24 protein-coding genes are annotated in these 21,951 nt (G+C 57.2%); 18 read left to right on the forward strand and 6 right to left on the reverse strand.

Annotated features, from left to right (window positions below):
• Positions 1–144: 144 nt before the first annotated feature.
• Positions 145–690 (reverse strand): protoporphyrinogen oxidase HemJ, encoded by a 546-nt coding sequence (gene hemJ / locus CRP02_RS25540; RefSeq protein ID WP_097172639.1) that lies wholly within the window; start codon positions 688–690, stop codon positions 145–147.
• Positions 687–1,721 (reverse strand): uroporphyrinogen decarboxylase, encoded by a 1,035-nt coding sequence (hemE, locus tag CRP02_RS25545; RefSeq protein WP_097172640.1) that lies wholly within the window; start codon positions 1,719–1,721, stop codon positions 687–689. The genes hemJ and hemE overlap by 4 nt, the downstream gene beginning before the upstream one ends.
• A 407-nt stretch (positions 1,722–2,128) precedes the next feature.
• Here hemE and CRP02_RS25550 point away from each other — a divergent pair, with 407 nt between their 5' ends.
• Genes CRP02_RS25550 through dnaQ form a run of 5 tightly spaced genes read left to right on the forward strand, consistent with a single transcriptional unit; the run spans position 2,129 to position 5,736 of the window.
• Positions 2,129–2,950 carry a pyruvate, water dikinase regulatory protein gene (locus CRP02_RS25550; RefSeq protein WP_097172641.1) on the forward strand — a complete coding sequence of 274 codons (822 nt, stop codon included), beginning with the start codon at positions 2,129–2,131 and terminating at the stop codon, positions 2,948–2,950.
• Between the two features lie 31 nt (positions 2,951–2,981).
• Positions 2,982–3,581 (forward strand): Maf-like protein, encoded by a 600-nt coding sequence (locus tag CRP02_RS25555; RefSeq protein WP_097172642.1) that lies wholly within the window; start codon positions 2,982–2,984, stop codon positions 3,579–3,581.
• A complete protein-coding gene (locus tag CRP02_RS25560) occupies positions 3,574–4,434 on the forward strand; it encodes a shikimate dehydrogenase (RefSeq protein WP_097172643.1) in 861 nt (286 codons plus the stop codon). Before CRP02_RS25555 ends, CRP02_RS25560 begins: the two co-directional genes overlap by 8 nt.
• Positions 4,434–5,042 (forward strand): dephospho-CoA kinase, encoded by a 609-nt coding sequence (gene coaE, locus CRP02_RS25565; RefSeq protein ID WP_097172644.1) that lies wholly within the window; start codon positions 4,434–4,436, stop codon positions 5,040–5,042. The genes CRP02_RS25560 and coaE overlap by 1 nt, the downstream gene beginning before the upstream one ends.
• Complete coding sequence (gene dnaQ, locus CRP02_RS25570; RefSeq protein WP_097172645.1) at positions 5,035–5,736, forward strand: DNA polymerase III subunit epsilon; 702 nt, start codon at positions 5,035–5,037, stop codon at positions 5,734–5,736. Before coaE ends, dnaQ begins: the two co-directional genes overlap by 8 nt.
• Before the next feature lie 122 nt (positions 5,737–5,858).
• Here the strand turns inward: dnaQ and secB are convergent, their stop codons facing one another.
• Positions 5,859–6,341, reverse strand: a complete 483-nt coding sequence (gene secB / locus CRP02_RS25575; protein ID WP_003516359.1) for a protein-export chaperone SecB — start codon at positions 6,339–6,341, stop codon at positions 5,859–5,861.
• A 100-nt stretch (positions 6,342–6,441) separates the two neighbouring features.
• Complete coding sequence (locus tag CRP02_RS25580) at positions 6,442–6,999, reverse strand: FxsA family protein (RefSeq protein WP_097172646.1); 558 nt, start codon at positions 6,997–6,999, stop codon at positions 6,442–6,444.
• A 141-nt stretch (positions 7,000–7,140) separates the two neighbouring features.
• Between CRP02_RS25580 and CRP02_RS25585 the strand changes: the two genes are divergently transcribed.
• The 5 genes from CRP02_RS25585 (at position 7,141) to gyrB (ending at position 12,467) form a co-directional block, all read left to right on the forward strand.
• On the forward strand, positions 7,141–7,839 hold the full coding sequence (locus tag CRP02_RS25585) for a Tim44/TimA family putative adaptor protein (protein WP_143539338.1): 699 nt from the start codon (positions 7,141–7,143) through the stop codon (positions 7,837–7,839).
• Positions 7,836–8,948 (forward strand): murein transglycosylase A, encoded by a 1,113-nt coding sequence (locus CRP02_RS25590; RefSeq protein ID WP_097172647.1) that lies wholly within the window; start codon positions 7,836–7,838, stop codon positions 8,946–8,948. Before CRP02_RS25585 ends, CRP02_RS25590 begins: the two co-directional genes overlap by 4 nt.
• Positions 8,945–9,514 (forward strand): Smr/MutS family protein, encoded by a 570-nt coding sequence (locus CRP02_RS25595; protein ID WP_097101044.1) that lies wholly within the window; start codon positions 8,945–8,947, stop codon positions 9,512–9,514. Before CRP02_RS25590 ends, CRP02_RS25595 begins: the two co-directional genes overlap by 4 nt.
• The gene (locus CRP02_RS25600) at positions 9,511–9,876 is read left to right on the forward strand and encodes a helix-turn-helix domain-containing protein (RefSeq protein ID WP_097101045.1); all 366 of its coding nucleotides are present in this window, start codon (positions 9,511–9,513) and stop codon (positions 9,874–9,876) included. Before CRP02_RS25595 ends, CRP02_RS25600 begins: the two co-directional genes overlap by 4 nt.
• A gap of 155 nt (positions 9,877–10,031) precedes the next feature.
• Positions 10,032–12,467 (forward strand): DNA topoisomerase (ATP-hydrolyzing) subunit B, encoded by a 2,436-nt coding sequence (gene gyrB / locus CRP02_RS25605; protein WP_097172648.1) that lies wholly within the window; start codon positions 10,032–10,034, stop codon positions 12,465–12,467.
• A 103-nt stretch (positions 12,468–12,570) separates the two neighbouring features.
• On the opposite strand, the gene CRP02_RS25610 is transcribed toward gyrB, so the two are convergent.
• Entirely contained in the window at positions 12,571–13,173 is a 603-nt protein-coding gene (locus tag CRP02_RS25610; RefSeq protein WP_097172931.1) for a nitroreductase family protein, read from the reverse strand.
• Between the two features lie 127 nt (positions 13,174–13,300).
• On the opposite strand from CRP02_RS25610, the gene CRP02_RS25615 reads away from it, so the two are divergent.
• The 8 genes from CRP02_RS25615 to CRP02_RS25650 all read left to right on the forward strand — a co-directional run bounded on the left by CRP02_RS25615 (position 13,301) and on the right by CRP02_RS25650 (position 21,554).
• Positions 13,301–14,143 carry a fumarylacetoacetate hydrolase family protein gene (locus CRP02_RS25615; RefSeq protein WP_097172649.1) on the forward strand — a complete coding sequence of 281 codons (843 nt, stop codon included), beginning with the start codon at positions 13,301–13,303 and terminating at the stop codon, positions 14,141–14,143.
• A 125-nt stretch (positions 14,144–14,268) separates the two neighbouring features.
• The gene (locus tag CRP02_RS25620; RefSeq protein ID WP_097172650.1) at positions 14,269–15,501 is read left to right on the forward strand and encodes a polyhydroxyalkanoate depolymerase; all 1,233 of its coding nucleotides are present in this window, start codon (positions 14,269–14,271) and stop codon (positions 15,499–15,501) included.
• Between the two features lie 68 nt (positions 15,502–15,569).
• Positions 15,570–16,337, forward strand: a complete 768-nt coding sequence (locus CRP02_RS25625) for a M48 family metallopeptidase (RefSeq protein WP_097172651.1) — start codon at positions 15,570–15,572, stop codon at positions 16,335–16,337.
• A gap of 102 nt (positions 16,338–16,439) precedes the next feature.
• Positions 16,440–17,102 carry a phosphoribosylanthranilate isomerase gene (locus tag CRP02_RS25630; protein WP_097172652.1) on the forward strand — a complete coding sequence of 221 codons (663 nt, stop codon included), beginning with the start codon at positions 16,440–16,442 and terminating at the stop codon, positions 17,100–17,102.
• Position 17,103: 1 nt separating this feature from the next.
• On the forward strand, positions 17,104–18,324 hold the full coding sequence (gene trpB, locus CRP02_RS25635; RefSeq protein WP_038489230.1) for a tryptophan synthase subunit beta: 1,221 nt from the start codon (positions 17,104–17,106) through the stop codon (positions 18,322–18,324).
• Positions 18,325–18,328: 4 nt separating this feature from the next.
• A complete protein-coding gene (gene trpA, locus CRP02_RS25640; RefSeq protein WP_003516338.1) occupies positions 18,329–19,168 on the forward strand; it encodes a tryptophan synthase subunit alpha in 840 nt (279 codons plus the stop codon).
• A 27-nt stretch (positions 19,169–19,195) separates the two neighbouring features.
• Entirely contained in the window at positions 19,196–20,089 is an 894-nt protein-coding gene (accD, locus tag CRP02_RS25645) for an acetyl-CoA carboxylase, carboxyltransferase subunit beta (RefSeq protein WP_013635186.1), read from the forward strand.
• A gap of 85 nt (positions 20,090–20,174) precedes the next feature.
• Positions 20,175–21,554: a bifunctional folylpolyglutamate synthase/dihydrofolate synthase gene (locus tag CRP02_RS25650; RefSeq protein ID WP_179784132.1), complete on the forward strand. Its 1,380-nt coding sequence runs from the start codon at positions 20,175–20,177 to the stop codon at positions 21,552–21,554.
• Positions 21,555–21,603: 49 nt separating this feature from the next.
• Here CRP02_RS25650 and trxA read toward each other — a convergent pair whose 3' ends face one another.
• The gene (trxA, locus tag CRP02_RS25655) at positions 21,604–21,924 is read right to left on the reverse strand and encodes a thioredoxin (RefSeq protein WP_003516334.1); all 321 of its coding nucleotides are present in this window, start codon (positions 21,922–21,924) and stop codon (positions 21,604–21,606) included.
• Between the last annotated feature and the right edge of the window lie 27 nt (positions 21,925–21,951).

Genomic DNA, 21,951 nt, shown 5'->3' on the forward strand with positions numbered 1-21,951 from the left:
TGTTCGCGAATCAGATGCTGAGGGAGAAGCCGCAGATGACTGAATAATTCACATGCCACGAGATGAGTGTTCCGAAAATAGCGATTGAATAGGGCTACTGCAAGAGGAAAGCACGAATTCCGCGAAATTTATCGTTGCGACCTCTTAACCGAAGGGTTTCACAACCACAAGTATGACTATGAGGATCATCAGTACCGTCGGAACCTCGTTCATCAACCGCCAGTGACGGGCAGACCTGATATTTTCATCCCCGGCGAACCGTTTGGCGCTGCGGGTGAAATAGACATGGGCGATGGTCAGAAGCACCACCAGCGCGATTTTCGCATGTAGCCAGCCGCCGGAAAAACCATAAACCGACCATGCGAGATAAAGCCCCAATATCCAGCTTATCATCATCGCCGGGTTCATGATGACCTTGATCAACCGCTGTTCCATCACCTTGAAGGTTTCGGATTGCTGCGAACCGGTGGGTGCATCGGTGTGGTAAATGAACAGCCGCGGCAGATAAAAAATCGCCGCCATCCAGGAAATCACCGCGATGATATGAAGCGCCTTGATCCAGAGATAGAGATCTGCAGGATCGGCGTAAAATAACAGCGCGACAAAAGCGGCAAAGACACCGAGCGCCATACCTGCGCGAAGGGCAGCCCTGTTTCCTGAGCGGGCGGAGGTCTGCTTCTCGCCGCTCATGCCCCGGCTCCGCTGGCACGCACCCGCTGCACCAGCCTTGCAACGTTTTCCGGATCGGCCTGCGGCGTGATGCCATGGCCGAGATTGAAGATCAGCGGGCCCTGTCCAAGAGCCTGCAGCACAGCGTCGATACCGTCCTCCAGAGCCTTGCCACCCGCCACCATCAGCATGGGGTCCAGATTGCCCTGTACCGGGCCTTCCTTCTGCAAGTCCCTTGCAAAACCGAGTGGCACCGACCAGTCGAGCCCGATGGCGTCTGCGCCCGTTTTGCGGCGATAATCCTTTAAAAGATAACCGGCCCCCTTGGCAAAGGCGATGATCTTCGCGGAGGGGCGACGAGCGCGCACCGAGGCGATGATGCGGGCGACGGGTTTTACCGCATATTCCTCGAATTCCTTCTCGCCGAGCACCCCGGCCCAGGAATCGAAAATCTGCACCGCATCGGCGCCGGCATCAATCTGCGCCACTAGGTAATCGGCGGAAACCTCAGCCAGCAAGGCAAGAAGCTTCTCCATGGCTGCCGGCTCCCGATAACCGAACAACCGCGCCGGCGCCTGATCAGGCGTTCCGTGGCCGGCAATCATGTAGGTTGCAACCGTCCAGGGCGCACCGCAAAAACCAAGAAGCGTCGTCTCATCCGGCAAGGTCTGGCGCAAACGGGAGACGGTTTCGAAAACGGGCGAAAGATGCGCAATGACATTGCTCGCATCCAGCCTGTCGATGCCATCCACATCGATCGGATCCATGGCCGGACCCTTTCCCTCGCTGAAGGAAACATTGCGATCAAGCCCATCCGGTATCACCAGAATATCGGAAAAGAGGATAGCTGCATCAAGACCGAACCGGCGAATGGGCTGAAGGGTCACTTCGGTTGCCAGTTCGGGATTATAACAGAGATCGAGGAAACTGCCGGCGTTCTTTCGCGTTTCCCTGTACTCCGGAAGGTAACGCCCTGCCTGCCGCATCAGCCATATGGGCGGAGGTGTGACCGTCTGCCCGTTCAACACCTTTAAAACCTTACGCTCTCTCATGCCACCCAACTTCTAAAAAATAAAATCTAAGAGATTTAAAAGATTTTCTATTTCTTAGAGTCGGTGAGTAGCAAGGATTAAAATCTTTCCAGTCGATATGCCGCAGTCGGGTGTTAGCGCCAAGACCTGGAAAAGGCATTTCGTCGCTTCATGGCGATAAATGGGATAATAGATATTTATATAATATTTTCAGTGGTTTAAGTTCTATCCTCTGAAGCCGTTGCCTGTGGATCATCTGTGGACAGATTTGAACAAGTTCAGAGTTTCCAGACAATTCACAGGCATGCCTGATAGCAAGGACGCCACTTGCGGATTGTGGAAAAAACCCACTTTATCCACGAGGCGGCTCGGCCCGCGGAACAATTCGGAAGTTTGTCCCGGTTTATCAACAGCGAGAGAAAAACAGCGTGGAGAACAAAAAAAGTTTCTTCCATTTGCACCTGATTTCGGACTCAACCGGAGAGACTCTCATGTCGGCCGGTCGTGCCGTCTCGGCGCAGTTCCACGCTTCGATGCCGGTGGAACATGTTTATCCGATGATCAGGAACCAGAAGCAGCTCGCCCAGGTGTTGGATCTGATCGATAAGGAACCGGGCATCGTTCTTTATACGATCGTGGATCAGCAGCTGGCCGAGTTCCTGGATTTGCGCTGTCACGCGATCGGGGTGCCGTGCGTCAACGTCCTCGAACCGATCATCGGCATTTTCCAGACCTATCTCGGCGCACCTTCGAGACGGCGGGTCGGGGCGCAGCACGCGCTGAACGCGGATTATTTCGCGCGGATCGAAGCGCTCAATTTTGCGATGGACCATGATGACGGGCAAATGCCGGAAAGCTATGACGAAGCCGATATCGTCATCATCGGGATCAGTCGGACGTCGAAAACACCGACAAGCATCTATCTCGCCAACAGAGGCATAAAGACTGCCAATATACCGGTCGTTCCAAACGTGCCGTTGCCGGAAAGCCTTTATGCCGCCACCCGTCCTTTGATCGTCGGTCTTGTCGCGACCTCGGACCGCATATCGCAGGTGCGTGAAAACCGGGAACTCGGCACGACCGGTGGATTTGACAGCGGGCGCTACACGGATCGCGCCACCATCATGGAAGAGTTGAAATATGCGCGTGCGCTCTGTGCCCGTAACAATTGGCCGCTGATCGATGTTACACGCCGCTCCATAGAGGAAACGGCCGCGGCAATCCTTGCCCTTCGTCCGAGGACACGATAATCCGGATCGCACCATTCGGAGCAGACAGTCGATGAAACAAGAGTTGATCCTCGCCTCGTCCAGCGCATCCCGTCAGATGTTGATGCGCAATGCGGGGCTGACATTTTCGGCGATCCCGGCGGATATTGACGAGCGCGCGCTCGATGAGCAGCTGGAAAAAAATGGCGCAAAGCCGGAAGAGGTTGCGCTGGAATTGGCCAAGGCCAAGGCGCTCGCGGTAAGCGCCCTGCATCCGCAAGCGCTCGTTCTTGGATGCGACCAGACGATGGCGCTCGGTGCCCGTGTATACCACAAGCCAAAAACTATGGCCGAAGCTGAAGCGCATCTGCTCTCATTATCCGGCAAGGTTCATCGCCTGAACAGTGCAGCCGTTCTTGCCCGCGGCGGTGATGTCGTATGGCAGACGATTTCCAGTGCCGAGCTTTCGGTGCGAAATTTGAGCGCCGAATTCGTCTCCCGCCACCTGCAACGCGTGGGTGAGAAGGCCTTGAGCAGTGTCGGTGCCTATCAGCTCGAGGGCGAAGGAATCCAGCTATTTACTTCGATAGAGGGGGATTATTTCACCATTCTCGGCCTGCCGCTTCTGCCTCTCTTAATGAAACTGCGCGACATGGATGTCATCGATGGCTGATTCACGTGAAACATTAACTATAAATGCCTTCGTTGTCGGTTATCCGATCAAGCACTCCCGGTCGCCTATCATCCATTCCTACTGGCTGAAGAAATTCGGGATACCCGGCTCCTATAAGGCCATTGAGGTTGCCCCCGATGACTTCCCCGATTTCATCACGGCACTGAAGGAACAGGGACCTGGTGCAGCGGTGGGTGGCAATGTCACAATTCCGCACAAGGAAGTGGCCTACAAGTTGGCGGATAGTCCCGACGAACTGGCGGAGGAACTGGGTGCAGCCAATACCGTCTGGATGGAAGAGGGCAGGCTGCATGCCACCAATACTGATGGCTATGGCTTCGTTTCCAATCTCGATGAACGCCATCCCGGCTGGGAGAAAACCGACCGGGCGGTGGTGTTCGGAGCCGGCGGTGCAAGCAGGGCCGTCGTTCAGTCGCTGCGGGACCGCGGCATTGCCGAAATCCATGTCCTTAACCGCACGGTCGAACGTGCCCGTGAAATGGCCGACCGTTTCGGTGCACGGGTTTTTTCCCATCCTCAGGGCGCGCTTCATGAAGTCATGCAGGACGCCGGGTTGTTTGTGAACACGACATCGCTTGGTATGGACGGAACGGAAGCGCCCGAGATTGATTTTTCGCCGCTCGCCGCAAGTGCTGTTGTAACCGATATCGTCTATGTGCCGTTGAGAACCCCCATCCTCCAGATGGCGCAGACGCAGGGTATTGCGACGGTCGATGGGCTTGGCATGCTCCTTCATCAGGCAAAACCCGGCTTTAAAAAATGGTTCGGCGAAACGCCGGAAGTTGATGACACCCTTCGTTCCCTCATCATCGAGGATATGGAGAAACATTGATGATCGTCATCGGTCTCACCGGCTCGATCGGAATGGGAAAAACGACCACGGCGAAACTGTTTGCCTCGGAAGGGATACCGATTCTCGATTCTGATGCGGTTGTGCACGACCTCTATTCAGCCGAAGCCGTGCCGATGATCGAAGCCGCCTTTCCGGGCACGACCATTTCCGGCACGGTCGACCGTCTTGAACTGGGTAACATCCTCAGGGAGAATCCGGCTAATTTTAGCAAGCTAGAAGCAATCGTCCATCCGCTTGTTCGTGAAAGACAGGAGGCTTTTCTCCGTAAGGCGAGAGAGGAAAATCAAAATTTCGCCGTTCTCGATATCCCGCTGCTGTTTGAAACCGGCGCGGAAACGAGGGTCGATAAAATAGTCGTTGTTAGTTGCGCGCAGGAAATACAGCGCCAGCGAGTTTTGTCCCGTCCCGGCATGACGGAAGAGAAATTCGAAATGATATTGGCCCGGCAGATGCCCGATGCCGAAAAGCGCCGGCGCGCCGATTTTATCATCGATAGCGGAAGTGGTGTCGAAGCGGCACGGGATCAGGTAAGAGAAATTCTGCAGAGACTAAGTGACGGTTCGGGCAACGGAGAGAAAAATGCGTGAGATCATTTTCGATACGGAAACCACAGGCCTTGAATCGAAGCTGGACCGCGTGATCGAAATCGGCGGCATCGAGCTCAACAACCATTTTCCGACCGGCCGCACATTGCATATTTATATCAACCCGGAAGATCGCAAGGTTCACCCGGACGCGCTTGCGGTGCATGGCATTACCGACGACTTCTTGAAAGACAAACCGAAATTCGCCGATGTCGTTGACGAGATCCGCGAGTTTTTTGAAGGTGCCCGCTGGGTGGCGCATAATGCGACATTCGACATGGGTTTCATTAATGCGGAATTTGCCCGCCTCGGCATTGCGCCGGTCTCATCTGAATTGGTGACGGATACGCTTTCGCTTGCACGCCGCAAGCACCCTATGGGTCCGAATTCCCTGGATGCACTTTGCCGGCGTTACGGGATCGACAACTCCCACCGCACCAAGCACGGCGCGCTTCTCGACTCCGAACTGCTCGCCGAAGTCTACATAGAAATGATTGGTGGGCGCCAGACAGCGCTCGGTTTCGGTTCCGGCTCTAAACAGCAAGCGGTCACGATCGAGGATGATGATGTCCCGAATGAGCCGTTGCAAAGGCCGCATCCTCTACCATCAAGACTGGATGCGGAGACCATCGCGGCGCACGGCAAGCTTGTTCTCGGTATGGGCGACAAGGCGATCTGGAACCGTTACCAGAATTAAGTGCGCCTGGCGTTGGGATGCGCCGTTGAAAAATGACGAGCACCGTCAAATAAAAAAAACCCGGGCGATGAACCCGGGTTTTGTTTTGTCTGAACTCTAAAAAGAGCGGCGTCGCGTGCCATTCAGTTCGGTACGGCCTGAACCTTGGCTCTGGCCTGTTCCTCGGCAACGCGCTGCGAAAACATCTGCGCGAAATCGATCGGATCGATCATTAGCGGCGGGAAGCCGCCATTGCGGGTGACATCGGCGATGATCTGGCGTGCGAAGGGGAACAGCAGGCGAGGGCACTCGATGAACAGCACCGGCAGCATATGTTCCTGCGGGAAACCGGCAATGCGGAACACGCCGCCATAAACCAGCTCGGCTGCAAACAGAACCTTGTCGCCATCCTTGGCTTCGGCATTCAGCGTCAGCACAACGTCGAAATCCGAACCCGAAATCGGATTTGCGTTGACATTGACATTGATGTTGATCGACGGCGCATTGTCACGAGCCTGAAGCGAACGAGGAGCACCCGGATTTTCGAAAGAAAGATCCTTGATGTACTGGGTAAGAATGTTGAGGGAAGGACTAACTGCGCCCTGTGCGCCATTTTCAGCGGTCATTACGTTTCCTCGCGGCGTGATTTCGTGGAAGGCGGTCTATCATTTTGACTTGAGCCTTACAACCCTCGTGCTCTCGCCTCTCTAACCCTTCGCCGTGCCTTCAGGGTTTGGGCAGGTTGCGATCATCCGGCTTTTGGGACCACGGAGAATCCTTTGGCCCTTCGCGGTGAAACTCCTCTTCGTCGAGGTCCACGACCTTGGAGCTACCCTTATTTCCCTGACCATTGCTGAACCCGGAAAAGTCACCGGTTTGCGGGCCAGTCTGGTCGCCGGGTTGACCCGACTGGCGAAAAGAACCGGCCACGACGACACGGGGTCCGAGGATCTTCCAGAAAAAACGTCTTACCGTTTTCGACAGAAGCAGGAGACCGAGGATATCGGTGATGAAACCCGGGATGAACAGCAGGATGCCCGCCACGACGCGCATGGCGCCATTGACCAGCTCATCGGCAGGCTGGGCGCCGGTGCGCCCTGCGGCCTGAAGATTTCTCACCATGCCGATGCCGCCGAGCCGCAGGATCAGCAACCCCAGAAACGACGTGAACAGGACGAGCGCCAATGTCAGCCACAGACCGATTGTCTTGCCGACGATGATGAAACCGGCAATTTCCAGTATTGGCATCATCAGGATGACGATGGGGAGAAAGGAAAAACGCATCTTCTAGCCTTGCGTGTGCATCTCTGGCAGATTGCCGGTTCCCGAGAACACCGATGATTGAATCTGCACATTTGAATGATGATAAGATGCAGACTATATGATGTTCAGGTTTTTGAATTTAAATGGCGGTTTTGGTAAAAGATGGGCTTTAGCGACTTTATCACATTGTTTTTTCTCGTTGCAGCGGTGCTGATCTTTCTTCAGCTGCGCAGCGTTCTTGGTCGCCGAACCGGCAATGAGAAGCCGCCATTCGACCCTTACACCCCGCGCGATGTCGCGAAAGGCCCCGTCACGGACGATAACAAGGTCGTGACCCTGCCCAAACGCTCTGAGGCGGAGGACGAAAACCGCTTTGCCGAGGCGGATGCTCTGGCACCCGTCGATACTGCCTTGAATACATCCCTGCGCGAGCTGATGACCAAGGACCCGACCTTCCGCCCCAAGGAATTCCTGAACGGCGCCCGTATGGCCTATGAGATGATCGTCATGGGTTTTGCCGATGGTGACCGCAAGACGTTGAAGAACCTTCTGTCGAAGGAAGTTTTCGACGGGTTCGAGGCGGCCATTTCCGAGCGGGAAAGTCGCGGCGAGGTGGTTAAGTCCACTTTCGTGGGAATAGAGAAGGCCGATATCACCCAGGCCGGTATCCGCGATTCCGAAGAGCAGATCACGCTCAGAATAGTCAGCCAGCTGATTTCGGCCACCTATGACAAGGATGGCCAGCTGGTGGACGGCGATCCCGATGCGGTTGCGGAAGTGGACGACATCTGGACCTTCTCGCGTGATGTCCGCTCGCGCGATCCCAACTGGAAGCTGATCGCCACTGAATCCGAGCAATGAATACGCCCTTTTCATTCGAAGAAGTTTCTTTCGGTGATCTGCCGGGATGGCAGGAGGACGATCCGCGTAAGCTGTTTCCGGCGATGCGGACGATCCTGTCACATCTTCGGAACTCAAAACCCTACAGGACCGGCGCGCTGGGTCTCACCGCCGGCGAACTGGCCTCGCTTCTGGAACTGGCGGATGAGGAACAAGCGGATAGTCCGCAGCAGGCCCGCCGGTTTTTCGAGACGAATTGTGTACCTTTCAAAATTTCACCACCCGGCGGAAAACGCGGTTTTGTAACTGCCTTTTATGAACCGGAGCTTGAGGTATCGTCAGTCCGCGACGATGTCTGGAAGTATCCGGTCTACCGCCGCCCACCGGAACTGGTGGATATCGATGACGAAAATCGCCCGAGCGGTTTTGATCCGTCCTATGCTTTTGGCAGAGAGGGCGATGACGGCATTTCCTATTTTCCTGATCGCCGCGCGATCGACGAAGGATATCTGCAGGGCAGGGGGCTTGAGATTGCCTGGGCGAGATCGAAGGTCGATCTGTTTTTCGTCCACGTTCAGGGTGCTGCCCGTCTTCTGCTTCCTGATGGAGAGGTGAAACGCATCACCTATGCCGCCAAGGCCGGGCATCCGTTCTCGCCGATCGGCCGGTTGCTTCTGGATCGTGGGGAACTGGATCCGAAAACGATCTCGATGCAGACAATTCGCAAATGGCTCGCCGACAATCCGGATGAGGTGGATGGGGTGCTATGGCATAATCGCTCCTATATTTTTTTCCGGGAGGCTGATGTTGCCGGCCTGGATATGGGACCGATCGCCGCCGCCAAGGTGCCGCTGGTCGCCGGGCGGGCGCTTGCGGTGGACAGGCTCATCCACACCTTCGGTTTTCCTTTTTTCATCCATGCGCCGTCATTGACCCACCTGGGTAATGGCAAGCCCTTCGCGCGGTTGATGCTGGCGCTCGATACCGGCTCGGCCATCGTTGGCCCGGCACGCGGCGACATTTTCACCGGCTCGGGTTTCGAAGCCGGGGAACTTGCAGGCACGGTGCGCAACGACGCGGATTTCTATATGCTGCTCCCGCATGTTGCTGCGAAAAGGTATCGGCGATGAAGGGCAGTCGAAAGCTCGGCAAGGAAGAACGCATTCTGTGGGGTAAGGTCGCAAGAACAGCCCGACCCATCTCCGGCAGGCTGGAGGATTTGCTGGCTTTCGACGATATCGAGGAAACCGCGGCGGAACCTGTCGTCCCGCAAACGGCAAACGCCGTCTTCCCAAGGATGCTCGCGGAGCCGGTGGACGTTTCGCCCTTTACGCCGGACAAGAAGCCAAAAATTCATCAACCGATGGAAAAGCCGGTTAAGCGCAAGTTGACGCGCGGGCGGTTGCCGCTGGAAGGCCGTATCGATCTGCATGGCATGTTTCAGAGCGAAGCTCATGCGGTTCTGCTCGATTTTCTCTTGCGGGCGCACGAACGGGGCCTTCGGCACGTGCTCGTCATCACCGGCAAGGGTCGCTCCATCGGCAGCGATGGTGCTCTGAAAAGGGCCGTGCCCATGTGGTTCGCCAAACCGGAATATCGTTATTTGATTTCATCCTATGAGGACGCATCCGCCAATCACGGCGGCGATGGCGCTCTCTATGTCCGGTTGGCGCGCCGCAAGGGTGAAAAATCATGACGCCCTTTGCAGAAGCCGTGCGGCTGCTTCGTGAGCGCAAGGGCGTGACACAGAGGGAGATGGCAGCGGCAATCGGCGTTTCCCCCGCTTATCTCTCGGCACTGGAGCACGGCAAACGCGGCAAACCGAGCTTCGATCTCCTCCAGCGCATCGCCGGATATTTCAACATCATCTGGGATGAGGCGGAGGAATTGTTCTTTCTCGCCGGCTCTTCCGACCCCAAGGTGGCGATCGACACGGTCGGTCTGCCGCCGCAATATACGGCTTTTGCCAATCGGCTGGCGCGGGATATTCGCAAGCTGCCGCTGAGTGTGATAGAGGAACTGTCAGCGGTGCTACAAAAAAGCCGTTCTTGCGATTGAAACCCCTCTATCCCCTGCTTTATGCAGCGTTCTGAGGCATGTGGCCTTTGGGATTGAGTGTAGAATTTCTATAGTCGTATGTCGGATTTGAGTGATTCGCGGGCTTCAGGCCTTCTCACTGAAAACTTGGCCAGGAAATTTTGGAAAGAGTACTTATGACCGAAACATCGTCAAGCGAAGTCGGCGCCAACACTGAATACGGAGCCGATTCGATCAAGGTCCTCAAGGGTCTTGATGCTGTGCGCAAACGGCCCGGCATGTATATCGGCGATACCGATGACGGCTCCGGTCTGCATCACATGGTCTACGAGGTGGTCGACAATGCCATCGACGAGGCGCTCGCGGGTCATGCCGATCTGGTGACGGTGACGCTGAACGCCGACGGTTCGGTGACGGTAACGGACAACGGACGCGGCATTCCGACTGATATCCATTCTTCCGAAGGCGTTTCCGCCGCGGAAGTCATTATGACCCAGCTTCATGCGGGCGGAAAATTCGACCAGAACTCCTACAAGGTTTCCGGCGGTCTGCATGGCGTCGGCGTTTCGGTCGTAAATGCGCTCTCGGTTTGGCTGAAGCTCAGAATCCGCCGCAATGGCAAGCTGCACGAAATCGGCTTCACCCATGGGGTTGCCGATGCTCCGCTCTCGGTCATTGGCGAATATGAAGGCCGCTCCGGCACGGAAGTCACCTTCCTGGCGAGCCCCGACACCTTCACCATGACGGATTATGATTTTGGTACGCTGGAGCATCGCCTGCGCGAATTGGCGTTTCTGAACTCCGGCGTGCGTATCGTGCTCACCGACAAGCGTCATTCTGATATCAAGCAGGAAGAGTTGCTCTACGATGGCGGTCTTGAAGCCTTCGTGCGTTATCTCGACCGCGCCAAGAAACCGCTGGTGGACAAGCCGGTCGCCATTCATGGCGAAAAGGACGGCATCACGGTTGAGGTCGCGCTCTGGTGGAACGACAGCTACCATGAAAATGTGCTCTGCTTCACCAACAATATTCCCCAGCGCGACGGCGGCACCCATATGGCCGGCTTCCGCGCGGCGCTCACGCGTCAGATGACATCCTATGCCGAGACTTCCGGCATCATGAAAAGGGAAAAGGTCAGCTTGCAGGGTGAGGACTGCCGCGAAGGACTGACGGCAATTCTTTCCGTCAAGGTTCCCGACCCCAAGTTTTCTTCGCAGACGAAGGACAAGCTCGTTTCGTCCGAAGTGCGCCCTGTCGTGGAAAGTCTCGTCAATGAGGCCCTGTCCACCTGGCTCGAGGAACATCCGTCCGACGCCAAGATCCTTGTCGGCAAGGTGGTGGAAGCGGCCATTGCCCGTGAAGCCGCCCGCAAGGCGCGCGAACTGACGCGCCGCAAGGGTGCGCTCGATATCGCCTCTCTGCCCGGCAAGCTTGCCGATTGTTCCGAACGCGATCCGGCGAAATCCGAACTCTTCCTGGTCGAGGGTGATTCCGCAGGCGGTTCGGCCAAGCAGGGCCGCTCCCGCGAAACGCAGGCCATCCTGCCGCTACGCGGTAAGATCCTGAACGTTGAGCGCGCCCGTTTCGACAAGATGCTGTCCAGCCAGGAAATCGGCACGCTGATCACCGCGCTCGGCACCTCGATCGGCAAGGACGAATTCAACGCGGACAAGCTGCGCTACCACAAGATCATCATCATGACGGATGCTGACGTCGACGGCGCCCACATTCGTACCCTGCTGTTGACCTTCTTCTTCCGCCAGATGCCGGAACTGATCGAGCGTGGCCATCTCTATATCGCCCAGCCGCCGCTTTATAAGGTGACGCGCGGCAAATCCGTGCAGTACCTCAAGGATGAGAAGGCGCTGGAAGAATATCTGATCTCGATGGGCATCGAGGATACGTCGCTGACGCTCGGCTCCGGCGAAGTACGCATCGGCGCTGACCTTCGTGAAGTCATTCTCGATGCGGTGCGCATGCGCACGCTGATCGACGGTCTGCATTCCCGCTACAGCCGCTCCATCGTGGAACAGGCCGCCATTGCCGGCGCCCTGAACCCCGAGCTTTCGGCCGATGCTGCCCGAGCCCAGGAAACCGTTGCCGAAGTGGCCCGGCGTCTGGACATGATCGCGGAAGAAACCGAACGCGGCTGGTCCGGCACGGTGCTGGAAGATGGCGGCTTGCGCTTCGAGCGCATGGTACGCGGTGTCAAGGAAATCTCGACGCTCGATATGGGCCTGATCGGTTCGGCCGATGCCCGTCATATCGATCAACTCGCGGCCCGCACGCGCGATATTTACGTCACTCCACCGGTTCTGCAACGCAAGGACGGCACTATGGAACTGGCTGGACCGCGTGCGCTTCTGGATGCTATTTTTGCCGCCGGCCGCAAGGGTCTTTCCATGCAGCGTTACAAGGGTCTCGGTGAAATGAACGCCGAGCAGCTGTGGGAAACGACGCTCGACGCCAATGTCCGTTCGCTGCTGCAGGTCAAGGTCAACGATGCGACGGATGCCGACGGTCTGTTTTCGCGCCTGATGGGCGATGAGGTGGAACCGCGCCGCGACTTCATTCAGGAAAATGCGCTCAGCGTTGCTAACCTCGACATTTAATCCTGTGGGACGTCTCGCGTGACGATTCACGTGAAACGAAACTTTAACGAAAGGCCCGGCGGTCAATCTCCGCCGGGCCTTTTGTCATCTGTGTTGTCGGATATCAATCGGCCTTGCCGGTGAACCGCCCCTTGAAAGCCACCTCCGAAAGGGGGAGGCGCTTGCTGGGCACTTCCCGTTCTGCCAGATCGTCAGGGAGAACAGCCTTGTCGGTCAATGTGCCGATGGCAACTGCGGCCTCCACCTTATATCCATCCGGAACATCAAGCTTTTCCACGATCTGGTCTTTAAATATGCCGGCCATGCCATGGGCGTGGTAACCGAGCAGATGCGACTGCATGGCGAGTGAAAACCATGCCGCACCGGCGTCGAAGGAATGGGTCGCTGAAGGTTTTTTCTCACCCTCTCGTGAAATATTGTGGTCGCGGGAAAGGACGAAGAGCAGCACCGAGGCATTTTTTGCCCAGCGCTGGTTTCCTTCCATCAGCAGTTCCACGAAGAGCGGCCAATCCTCGCTATCCTTGTGCGCGTAGACAAATCGCCACGGTTGCTGATTTGAAGCGGAGGGTGCCCAATGCGCAGCATCTAGAATGGTCAGCAGATGCTCGTTCGGCATCGCATCTCCATCGAATGCGCGCGGAGACCAGCGATCGAGGAAGAGTGGATCGACGGGATATTCGGATTGCCGGGAATTGCTGTTCGTCACGGGCGTGTCCTTTTGATTGTCGGGAGGGAAAAGGTATTTTTCGAAAGTCGCAGCAGTCAAGGGGTGACAAGTATGAATGTATCGTTCATATATGCATCACCTTGTCTGACAACCGGGAGAGAGTTCCATGAAATTGATGCGCGTTGGCCAGCCTGGCCAGGAAAAACCTGCGATCCTCGACGCGGAAGGAAAAGTCCGCGATCTGTCCGCTTATGTCAAAGACATCGGCGGTGAAGCCATTTCTCCGGAAGGCCTGAAGAAGATTGCCGCCATCGACCTCGGCACTCTTCCCGTGATCTCCGAAGAGCGCATCGGCGCTTGCGTTGCCGGAACCGGAAAATTCATCTGCATCGGCCTCAATTTCTCCGACCACGCCGCTGAAACCGGTGCGACCGTACCGCCGGAACCGGTCATTTTCATGAAGGCGACTTCGGCGATCGTCGGTCCTAACGACGATGTTGTCATTCCGCGCGGTTCTGAGAAGACCGACTGGGAAGTCGAACTCGGCGTCGTCATCGGCAAGACCGCGAAATATGTATCTGAGGCCGACGCTCTCGACTACGTCGCCGGTTATTGCGTTTCGCACGATGTTTCTGAGCGCGCGTTCCAGACGGAGCGTGCCGGACAGTGGACCAAGGGTAAATCCTGCGACACCTTCGGTCCGATCGGCCCCTGGCTGGTCACGAAGGACGAAATCACCGATCCGCAGAACCTCGGAATGTGGCTGAAGGTCAACGGCCAGACGATGCAGGACGGCTCCAGCAAGACCATGGTTTACGGCGTCGCGCATGTAGTTTCCTATCTCAGCCAGTTCATGTCTCTGCATCCGGGCGACGTCATTTCCACCGGCACGCCTCCGGGCGTCGGCATGGGCCAGAAGCCTCCGCGTTACCTCAAGACCGGCGATGTCGTTGAACTCGGCATTGAAGGCCTCGGTTCCCAGAAACAGACCTTCGTCGCCGACATCTGATTATCGACAAACGTTCAACTGAAATTGAGGCGCCGGAGGGAAACCACCGGCGCCTTCGATTTTGTGCAGTTGCGAAAAGCTGCTATGGTCAAAAAAAGAGCTTGATCCGCGAGGAGGCGTAATCAGTGTTCTACCACCTCTATGAAATGAACCATGCGGCGATGGCGCCACTGCGCGCCGGTGCCGATATGATGCGCCAGGCCTGCAGCAATCCTTTAAACCCGCTTTCCAGCACCGCCTTCGGGCGAAGCCTCGATGCAGGCTTTGAGGTATTCGAGCGCCTGACGCGCCGTTACATCAAGCCGGAGTTCGGTCTGGCGACTACCACCGTCGATGACCGGACCGTTGCCGTCACTGAAGAGATCGTCTGGTCGCGTCCCTTCTGCAATCTCGTTCATTTCAAAAAAGAACTCGATACGGCCCGCAAACCAGATCCAAAGGTGCTGCTGGTGGCGCCTATGTCAGGCCACTACGCCACATTGCTGCGGGGAACGGTCGAGGCGCTGCTGCCATCGGCGGATATCTATATCACCGATTGGATCGATGCCCGCATGGTGCCAGTCACCGAAGGGACATTCGATCTCGACGATTACATCAGCTACGTCATCGATATGCTGCGCGAGATCGGGCCCGGCGCCCATGTGGTCGCCGTTTGTCAGCCCTCGGTTCCGGTTCTGGCCGCAGTGTCCCTGATGGAAGCCGATGGTGATGGTTTCGCGCCTGCATCCATGACGCTGATGGGCGGTCCGATCGATACGCGCATCAATCCCACAGCCGTCAACGGTCTGGCCACGGCCAAGCCAATCGAATGGTTCCGCGACAATGTCGTCATGCAGGTACCGTGGCCGCAGCCGGCTTTCGGTCGGAATGTCTATCCCGGCTTCCTGCAATTATCCGGCTTCATGTCCATGAACCTCGACAAGCACATGACTGCGCACAAGGATTTCTACCTGAACCTCGTCAAGAACGACGGCGATTCCGCTGAGAAGCATCGCGATTTTTACGATGAATATCTGGCCGTGATGGATTTGACGGCGGAGTTCTACCTGCAGACGGTGGAAACCGTTTTTATCGAGCACGCGCTTCCCAAGGGAAACATGCAGCATCGGGGCAGGGCGGTCGATCCCGCTGCCATTCGTAACGTTGCGCTGTTCACTGTGGAAGGCGAAAACGACGATATTTCCGGTGTGGGCCAGACCAAAGCCGCGCACGATCTTTGCCGGAACATCCCCGATGAAAAGCGCGCCCATTACATGCAGCCCGACGTCGGTCACTACGGCGTCTTCAACGGGTCGCGTTTCCGCAAGGAAATCGTGCCGCGCATGGTGGAATTCTTCCGCAAGAACCAGACTGTCTAGCGCTGGAAGCCAGGCGATGCCGCGCATTTGCGTGGCCAAGGCGGTGTCGAATCGGTTATGAACCATTCATGTTTTCGTTCCTCAGAAAATCCGTGAAGTCGCCGGCGCCGAAAAAGGTAGCGCCCAGCCAGCGCACCGTCGAGGTGGCTGGCCGTCATGTGCCCATTACGGTAAAGGAAAATCCGCGCGCCACCCGCATCACCTTGCGCATCGAGCCCGGCGGCCGGGCCCTGAAGCTGACGATCCCGATGGGGCTTCACCATGGCCAGGTGGATGATTTTCTCGAAAGGCATCAGGGCTGGATTGAAGGCAAGCTTTCGAAAATCAGCCCAGATGACGGTTTGCGTCATGGTGCGTCGGTTGATATTCGCGGCGTATCCCATCGTATCCATCACACCGGTAGCCTGCGTGGCCTGACTCATATCTCCAGAGACGAGGACGGCACGGCGGTATTGAAAGTCAGCGGAGCGCCCGAACACCTGCGCAGACGGGTGGCCACCTTTCTGAAAAAGGAAGCGAAGGCTGATCTGGAGAGGCTGGTTGCGGTTCATGCGAGCGCGGCCGGAAAGCCCGTGCGATCCATCAGCATGAAGGATACCCGCAGCCGCTGGGGTTCGTGTTCCCATGATGGAAATCTGAGTTTCTCGTGGCGTATCGTCATGGCGCCGGAGAAGGTCATCGATTATCTCGCAGCCCACGAGGTTGCGCATCTGCGGGAAATGAACCACGGCCCGAAATTCTGGGCCCTGTGCGAAAAACTCTGCCCGCATACGCAGGAAGCCAAGGAATGGCTGAAACGTCACGGCTCTAAACTCCACGCCATCGATTTTGATTGAAAGTGGAGGCGTGGATCGCCATCTGGATTCACGTGAAACATTCCATGGAAAACGGGTGCGATTTGGCTCGACTCTTGTCGCATTTCGTGTCAGGTCGCGGGTATGAAACCGGATATCAAGATTTGCGGATTGAAGACACCGGAAGCGCTGGAGCGTGCCGTCAGGCGCGGCGCCTCCCATGTCGGCTTTATTTTCTTTGAAAAAAGCCCTCGCAACATCGAGCCCGATATCGCCGGCAGGCTGGCGGAAGCTGCCCGTGGCGCCGCCAAGGTGGTCGCCGTTACCGTCGACGCCGACAATGATGATCTGGACGAGATCGTTGATCTGCTGAGACCGGATATTCTGCAATTGCACGGCAGTGAAAGCCCGGAGAGAGTGCTGAACATCAAAGCACTCTACGGCCTACCGGTAATGAAGGCGCTTTCCGTTCGCGACGCCGCTGATCTTGCCAAGATTGATCCCTATATAGGCATAGCCGACCGTTTCCTGCTGGATGCCAAGGCGCCTGCGGGTTCCGAGTTGCCGGGCGGCAACGGAGTATCCTTCGACTGGACCATCTTGCGCTCTCTTGACGGAAGTATCGATTACATGCTTTCCGGGGGATTGAACAAGGACAATGTCGCGGAGGCTCTGGCCGAAACCGGAGCTGGCGGACTGGATTTGTCGTCTGGTGTGGAGAGCGCGCCGGGCGTCAAGGATCTTGCGATGATCGACGCATTCTTCGATGTGGTGAATGATTGGTCGAAAGGCCCAAAGGGAGCTTGAAGTGAACGACGCGCCAACACCCAATTCTTTCCGCGCCGGTCCCGATGAGGACGGCCGTTTTGGCATTTACGGAGGCCGCTTCGTTGCCGAAACGCTGATGCCGCTCATTCTGGATTTGCAGGCGGAGTGGGACAAGGCAAAGACCGATCCCGAATTTCAGGCAGAACTCAAATATCTCGGCGCTCATTACACCGGCCGCCCGAGCCCGCTTTATTTCGCGGAACGCCTGACGGCCGAACTGGGCGGCGCCAAGATCTATTTCAAGCGCGAAGAGTTGAACCACACCGGCTCGCACAAGATCAACAATTGCCTTGGCCAGATCCTGCTTGCCAAGCGCATGGGCAAGACCCGTATCATTGCCGAAACCGGTGCCGGCCAGCACGGCGTTGCCTCGGCGACGGTCGCCGCACGCTTCGGCCTGCCTTGCGTCGTTTATATGGGCGCGACGGATGTTGCCCGTCAGGCGCCGAATGTTTTCCGCATGAAGCTTCTGGGCGCTGAGGTAAAGCCGGTAACGGCTGGTCACGGCACTCTGAAAGATGCCATGAACGAGGCGCTGCGCGACTGGGTCACCAATGTCGACGACACCTATTACCTGATCGGCACAGCTGCCGGCCCGCATCCCTATCCGGAAATGGTTCGCGATTTCCAGGCCGTCATCGGTGAGGAAGCAAAGGCACAGATGCTGGAGGCGGAGGGCCGTCTGCCGGATATGGTCATTGCGGCTGTTGGCGGTGGCTCGAATGCCATCGGCATCTTCCATCCTTTCCTTGATGACAAGAGTGTCCGTATTGTCGGCGTCGAGGCTGGCGGCAGGGGTCTTTCAGGTGAGGAGCATTGCGCTTCGATCACGGCCGGTTCGCCGGGCGTTCTGCACGGCAACCGCACCTACCTGCTTCAGGACGCGGATGGCCAGATCAAGGAAGGCCATTCCATCTCCGCAGGTCTCGATTATCCCGGCATCGGCCCTGAGCATTCCTGGCTGAACGATATCGGCCGCGTGGAATATGTGCCTATCATGGACCATGAGGCGCTGGACGCCTTCCAGATGCTGACCCGCCTCGAAGGCATTATTCCCGCTCTGGAGCCAAGCCACGCGCTGGCGGAAGTCATCAAGCGCGCACCGAAGATGGGCAAGGATGAGATCATCCTGATGAATCTTTCGGGTCGTGGGGACAAGGATGTCCACACCGTCAGCAAGTTCCTCGGAATGGAAATGTAAGACCATGACTGCACGTATGGACAAGCGCTTTGCCGATCTGCGCGCTGAAAACCGCCCGGCTCTGATTACCTATTTCATGGGCGGCGACCCGGATTTCGAAACCTCGCTCGGCATCATGAAGGCCCTGCCGGAAGCAGGCGCCGACGTTATCGAGCTCGGCATGCCGTTTTCCGACCCGATGGCGGATGGCCCGGCGATCCAGCTCGCGGGACAACGCGCGCTGAAAGGCGGTCAGACGCTGAAAACCACGCTCGATCTCGCCCGCGAGTTCCGCAAGGAAGACGACGCGACCCCGATCGTGATGATGGGATATTACAATCCGATCTACATCTACGGCGTCGACAAATTTCTGGACGATGCGTTGGCGGCTGGCGTCGATGGTCTGATCGTGGTCGATCTGCCGCCGGAAATGGATGATGAGCTCTGCGTGCCCGCCTTGGCGCGCGGCGTGAATTTCATCCGTCTCGCCACGCCGACGACGGATGGCAAGCGCCTGCCGACCGTTCTTAAAAATACCTCAGGTTTCGTTTATTACGTATCGATGAACGGTATTACCGGTTCCGCACTGCCCGATCCCTCGTTGATCTCTGGCGCGGTCGGTCGTATCAAGGCGCATACGGAACTGCCGGTTTGCGTCGGTTTTGGTGTCAAGACGGCCGATCATGCCAAAGCGATCGGTGCCGTGGCGGATGGCGTGGTGGTCGGTTCGGCCATCGTCAACCAGATTGCCGGCAGTCTGACGAAGGACGGGCAGGCAACCGCCGATACCGTGCCATCCGTCACGACGCTGGTAAAAGGACTTTCAACGGGCGTGCGTGCGTCGCGCCTTGCCGCTGCGGAATAAGCGCGCGGCCCAGTCAGGAGTAGTCAGTTGAACTGGATCACCAATTACGTACGGCCCCGGATCAATTCCATGCTTGGCCGCCGCCCGGAGGTTCCTGAGAACCTGTGGATCAAGTGCCCGGAAACGGGCGAGATGGTCTTCCACAAGGATCTGGAAGATAACAAGTGGGTCATTCCGGCTTCCGGTTACCACATGAAGATGCCGGCAAAGGCGCGTCTCGTCGATCTTTTCGATGGTGGCGTCTATGAGGCCTTGCCGCAGCCGAAGGTAGCGCAGGATCCGCTGAAGTTCCGCGATTCCAAGAAATACACCGACCGTCTGCGCGACAGCCGCACGAAGACCGAGCAGGAAGATACGATCCTTGCCGGCGTTGGCCTCCTGAAAGGCCTGAAGATCGTTGCCGTCGTGCATGAATTCCAGTTCATGGGCGGTTCTCTCGGCATCGCGGCCGGCGAAGCCATCGTCAAGGCGTTCGAGCGCGCCATTTCCGAGCGTTGCCCGCTGGTCATGTTCCCGGCCTCCGGTGGCGCCCGCATGCAGGAAGGCATTCTGTCGCTGATGCAGCTGCCGCGCACCACGGTTGCTGTCAACATGCTGAAAGAAGCAGGCATGCCCTACATCGTGGTTCTGACGAACCCGACGACGGGTGGTGTCACGGCCTCCTATGCCATGCTGGGTGACGTGCATATCGCCGAGCCGGGCGCCGAGATTTGCTTTGCGGGCAAGCGTGTGATCGAGCAGACCATTCGCGAAAAGCTCCCGGAAGGCTTCCAGACATCCGAATACCTGCTGGAGCACGGCATGGTGGACATGGTGATCGATCGCCGCGAGATTCCCGATACGCTGGCAAGCCTTCTCAAGATCATGACGAAGGCTCCGGCAGAAGCAAACGCGGTCATTCCGCTTGCGGCTTCGGCCTGACGGAAAAATATGTCGCCCGGAGGCGGGAAGCGCCTTCGGGATGACGTTATACGTTGCATGATCTCATCTCGGGTGCGGCGGACAAATGGCCAAGACAACGCCTGAAAGGCGAACAGAAGATATGACGAAGCCCGCAATCGGCGAGGCCGAAAAGATCATCGAAGAGCTGATGCAGCTCCACCCCAAGGGTTTTGATCTTTCACTGGACAGAATTTCCCGTCTTCTGGAAAAACTCGGTGATCCCCAAAAGAGGATGCCGCCCGTTATCCACGTGGCGGGCACAAACGGTAAGGGGTCTGTCAGCGCCTTCTGCCGGGCATTGCTGGAGGCGGCTGGACTGGCCGTGCACGTCCATACCAAACCGCACCTCGTCAACTGGCACGAACGCTATCGTCTTGGTGTGACGGGTGAGAGAGGTCGCTTCGTTGAGGATGCCGTCTTTGCTGATGCCCTGCGTCGCATCGAAGTGGCCAACGAAGGGCAAAAGATTACCGTTTTCGAAATTTTGACTGCGGTCATGTTTCTTCTTTTTTCGGAACATCCGGCAGACGCGGCCATCGTTGAGGTAGGTCTTGGCGGACGTTTTGACGCGACCAACGTGATCAACCATCCGGCCGTTTCCGTTATCATGCCGATATCGCTCGATCATGAGGCCTATCTCGGCGACCGGGTGGAGCTGATTGCCGCTGAAAAGGCCGGCATCATGAAGTCGGGTTCCCCCGTCGTCATTGGTCATCAGCAGTATGATGCGGCGCTGGATACCCTCGTTTCCACGGCTGAGCGTCTTGGTTGCCCGGCATCAGTCTATGGGCAGGATTTTTCCGCCCATGAAGAATTCGGCCGTATGGTCTACCAGGATGAATTCGGCCTGACCGATGCGCCGCTGCCGCGTCTTCCCGGTCGCCACCAGCTTGCCAATGCCGCTGCCGCGATCCGGGCCATCAAGGCTGCCGGTTTTGAGGTGACGGAGCGGATGATCGAAAAGGCCATGACAACAGTGGAATGGCCCGGCCGTCTTCAGCGTGTCCTAACCGGAAAAATCGCTGAAATCGCTCCGAAGGATGCGGAAATCTGGATCGATGGTGGTCACAACCCCGGCGCGGGCGAAGTCATTGCCGAGGCAATGGCGGGGTTTGAAGAAAAGACACCGCGCCCGCTCTTCATCATTGCCGGCATGATCAACACCAAGGATCCGGTGGGCTATTTCAAGGCTTTCGCGGATATCGCGGAGTATGTCTTCACGGTTCCAATCGGCGGTACTGATGCCGCGATCGATCCCGTCGTGCTTGCCCATGCGGCCTTTGATGCCGGTCTGGTTGCGGCACCCACATCTTCGCTGACCGAGGCACTGGACGAGCTATCGCGTCGCTTCGATCCCGAAGGGCCGCCGCCGCGCATCCTGATCGGCGGCTCGCTTTATCTTGCCGGAAATGCGCTTGCATTGAACGGTACGGTTCCCGAATAAAAAAGCCCGGCATCGCTGCCGGGCTTTTCTTTATTCCATGGAAAATCGCTTACGCGGCGCCGGAAATCCAGGCCGAAAGCGCTGTCTTGGGCGCAGCGCCGACCTTGATGTCAGCCACTTCGCCGCTCTTGAAGATGGCAAGAGTCGGGATGGAGCGAACGCCGAACTGGGCAGCCAGTTCCGGGTTTTCATCGATGTTGAGCTTTGCGACCTTAACCTTGCCGGCAAGCTCGGACGAAATTTCTTCAAGGCTCGGCGCGATCATCTTGCACGGGCCGCACCATTCGGCCCAGAAATCCACCACGACTGGTTCGGAGGATTCGAGGACTTCGGACTGGAAGTTGGCGGCGTCGACTTTTACGGTAGCCATATCTGGCTCTCCTTTCAGTGAATCTTT

The organism is Rhizobium sp. AN5 (assembly GCF_900215255.1).
Classification (GTDB): Bacteria; Pseudomonadota; Alphaproteobacteria; order Rhizobiales; family Rhizobiaceae; genus Agrobacterium; species Agrobacterium tumefaciens.

Excerpts from the sequence above, each read along its gene's own strand:
- hemE (WP_097172640.1), bottom strand. The coding sequence starts at position 1,721 with ATGAGAGAGCGTAAGGTTTTAAAGGTGTTGAACGGGCAGACGGTCACA.
- trpA (WP_003516338.1), top strand. The coding sequence starts at position 18,329 with ATGACTGCACGTATGGACAAGCGCTTTGCCGATCTGCGCGCTGAAAAC.
- dnaQ (WP_097172645.1), top strand. The coding sequence starts at position 5,035 with ATGCGTGAGATCATTTTCGATACGGAAACCACAGGCCTTGAATCGAAG.
- CRP02_RS25630 (WP_097172652.1), top strand. The coding sequence starts at position 16,440 with ATGAAACCGGATATCAAGATTTGCGGATTGAAGACACCGGAAGCGCTG.
- CRP02_RS25585 (WP_143539338.1), top strand. The coding sequence starts at position 7,141 with ATGGGCTTTAGCGACTTTATCACATTGTTTTTTCTCGTTGCAGCGGTG.
- CRP02_RS25600 (WP_097101045.1), top strand. The coding sequence starts at position 9,511 with ATGACGCCCTTTGCAGAAGCCGTGCGGCTGCTTCGTGAGCGCAAGGGC.
- CRP02_RS25555 (WP_097172642.1), top strand. The coding sequence starts at position 2,982 with ATGAAACAAGAGTTGATCCTCGCCTCGTCCAGCGCATCCCGTCAGATG.
- coaE (WP_097172644.1), top strand. The coding sequence starts at position 4,434 with ATGATCGTCATCGGTCTCACCGGCTCGATCGGAATGGGAAAAACGACC.
- CRP02_RS25650 (WP_179784132.1), top strand. The coding sequence starts at position 20,175 with ATGGCCAAGACAACGCCTGAAAGGCGAACAGAAGATATGACGAAGCCC.
- CRP02_RS25560 (WP_097172643.1), top strand. The coding sequence starts at position 3,574 with ATGGCTGATTCACGTGAAACATTAACTATAAATGCCTTCGTTGTCGGT.
- CRP02_RS25595 (WP_097101044.1), top strand. The coding sequence starts at position 8,945 with ATGAAGGGCAGTCGAAAGCTCGGCAAGGAAGAACGCATTCTGTGGGGT.
- secB (WP_003516359.1), bottom strand. The coding sequence starts at position 6,341 with ATGACCGCTGAAAATGGCGCACAGGGCGCAGTTAGTCCTTCCCTCAAC.
- CRP02_RS25625 (WP_097172651.1), top strand. The coding sequence starts at position 15,570 with ATGTTTTCGTTCCTCAGAAAATCCGTGAAGTCGCCGGCGCCGAAAAAG.
- hemJ (WP_097172639.1), bottom strand. The coding sequence starts at position 690 with ATGAGCGGCGAGAAGCAGACCTCCGCCCGCTCAGGAAACAGGGCTGCC.
- CRP02_RS25615 (WP_097172649.1), top strand. The coding sequence starts at position 13,301 with ATGAAATTGATGCGCGTTGGCCAGCCTGGCCAGGAAAAACCTGCGATC.
- trxA (WP_003516334.1), bottom strand. The coding sequence starts at position 21,924 with ATGGCTACCGTAAAAGTCGACGCCGCCAACTTCCAGTCCGAAGTCCTC.
- CRP02_RS25590 (WP_097172647.1), top strand. The coding sequence starts at position 7,836 with ATGAATACGCCCTTTTCATTCGAAGAAGTTTCTTTCGGTGATCTGCCG.
- gyrB (WP_097172648.1), top strand. The coding sequence starts at position 10,032 with ATGACCGAAACATCGTCAAGCGAAGTCGGCGCCAACACTGAATACGGA.
- CRP02_RS25580 (WP_097172646.1), bottom strand. The coding sequence starts at position 6,999 with ATGCGTTTTTCCTTTCTCCCCATCGTCATCCTGATGATGCCAATACTG.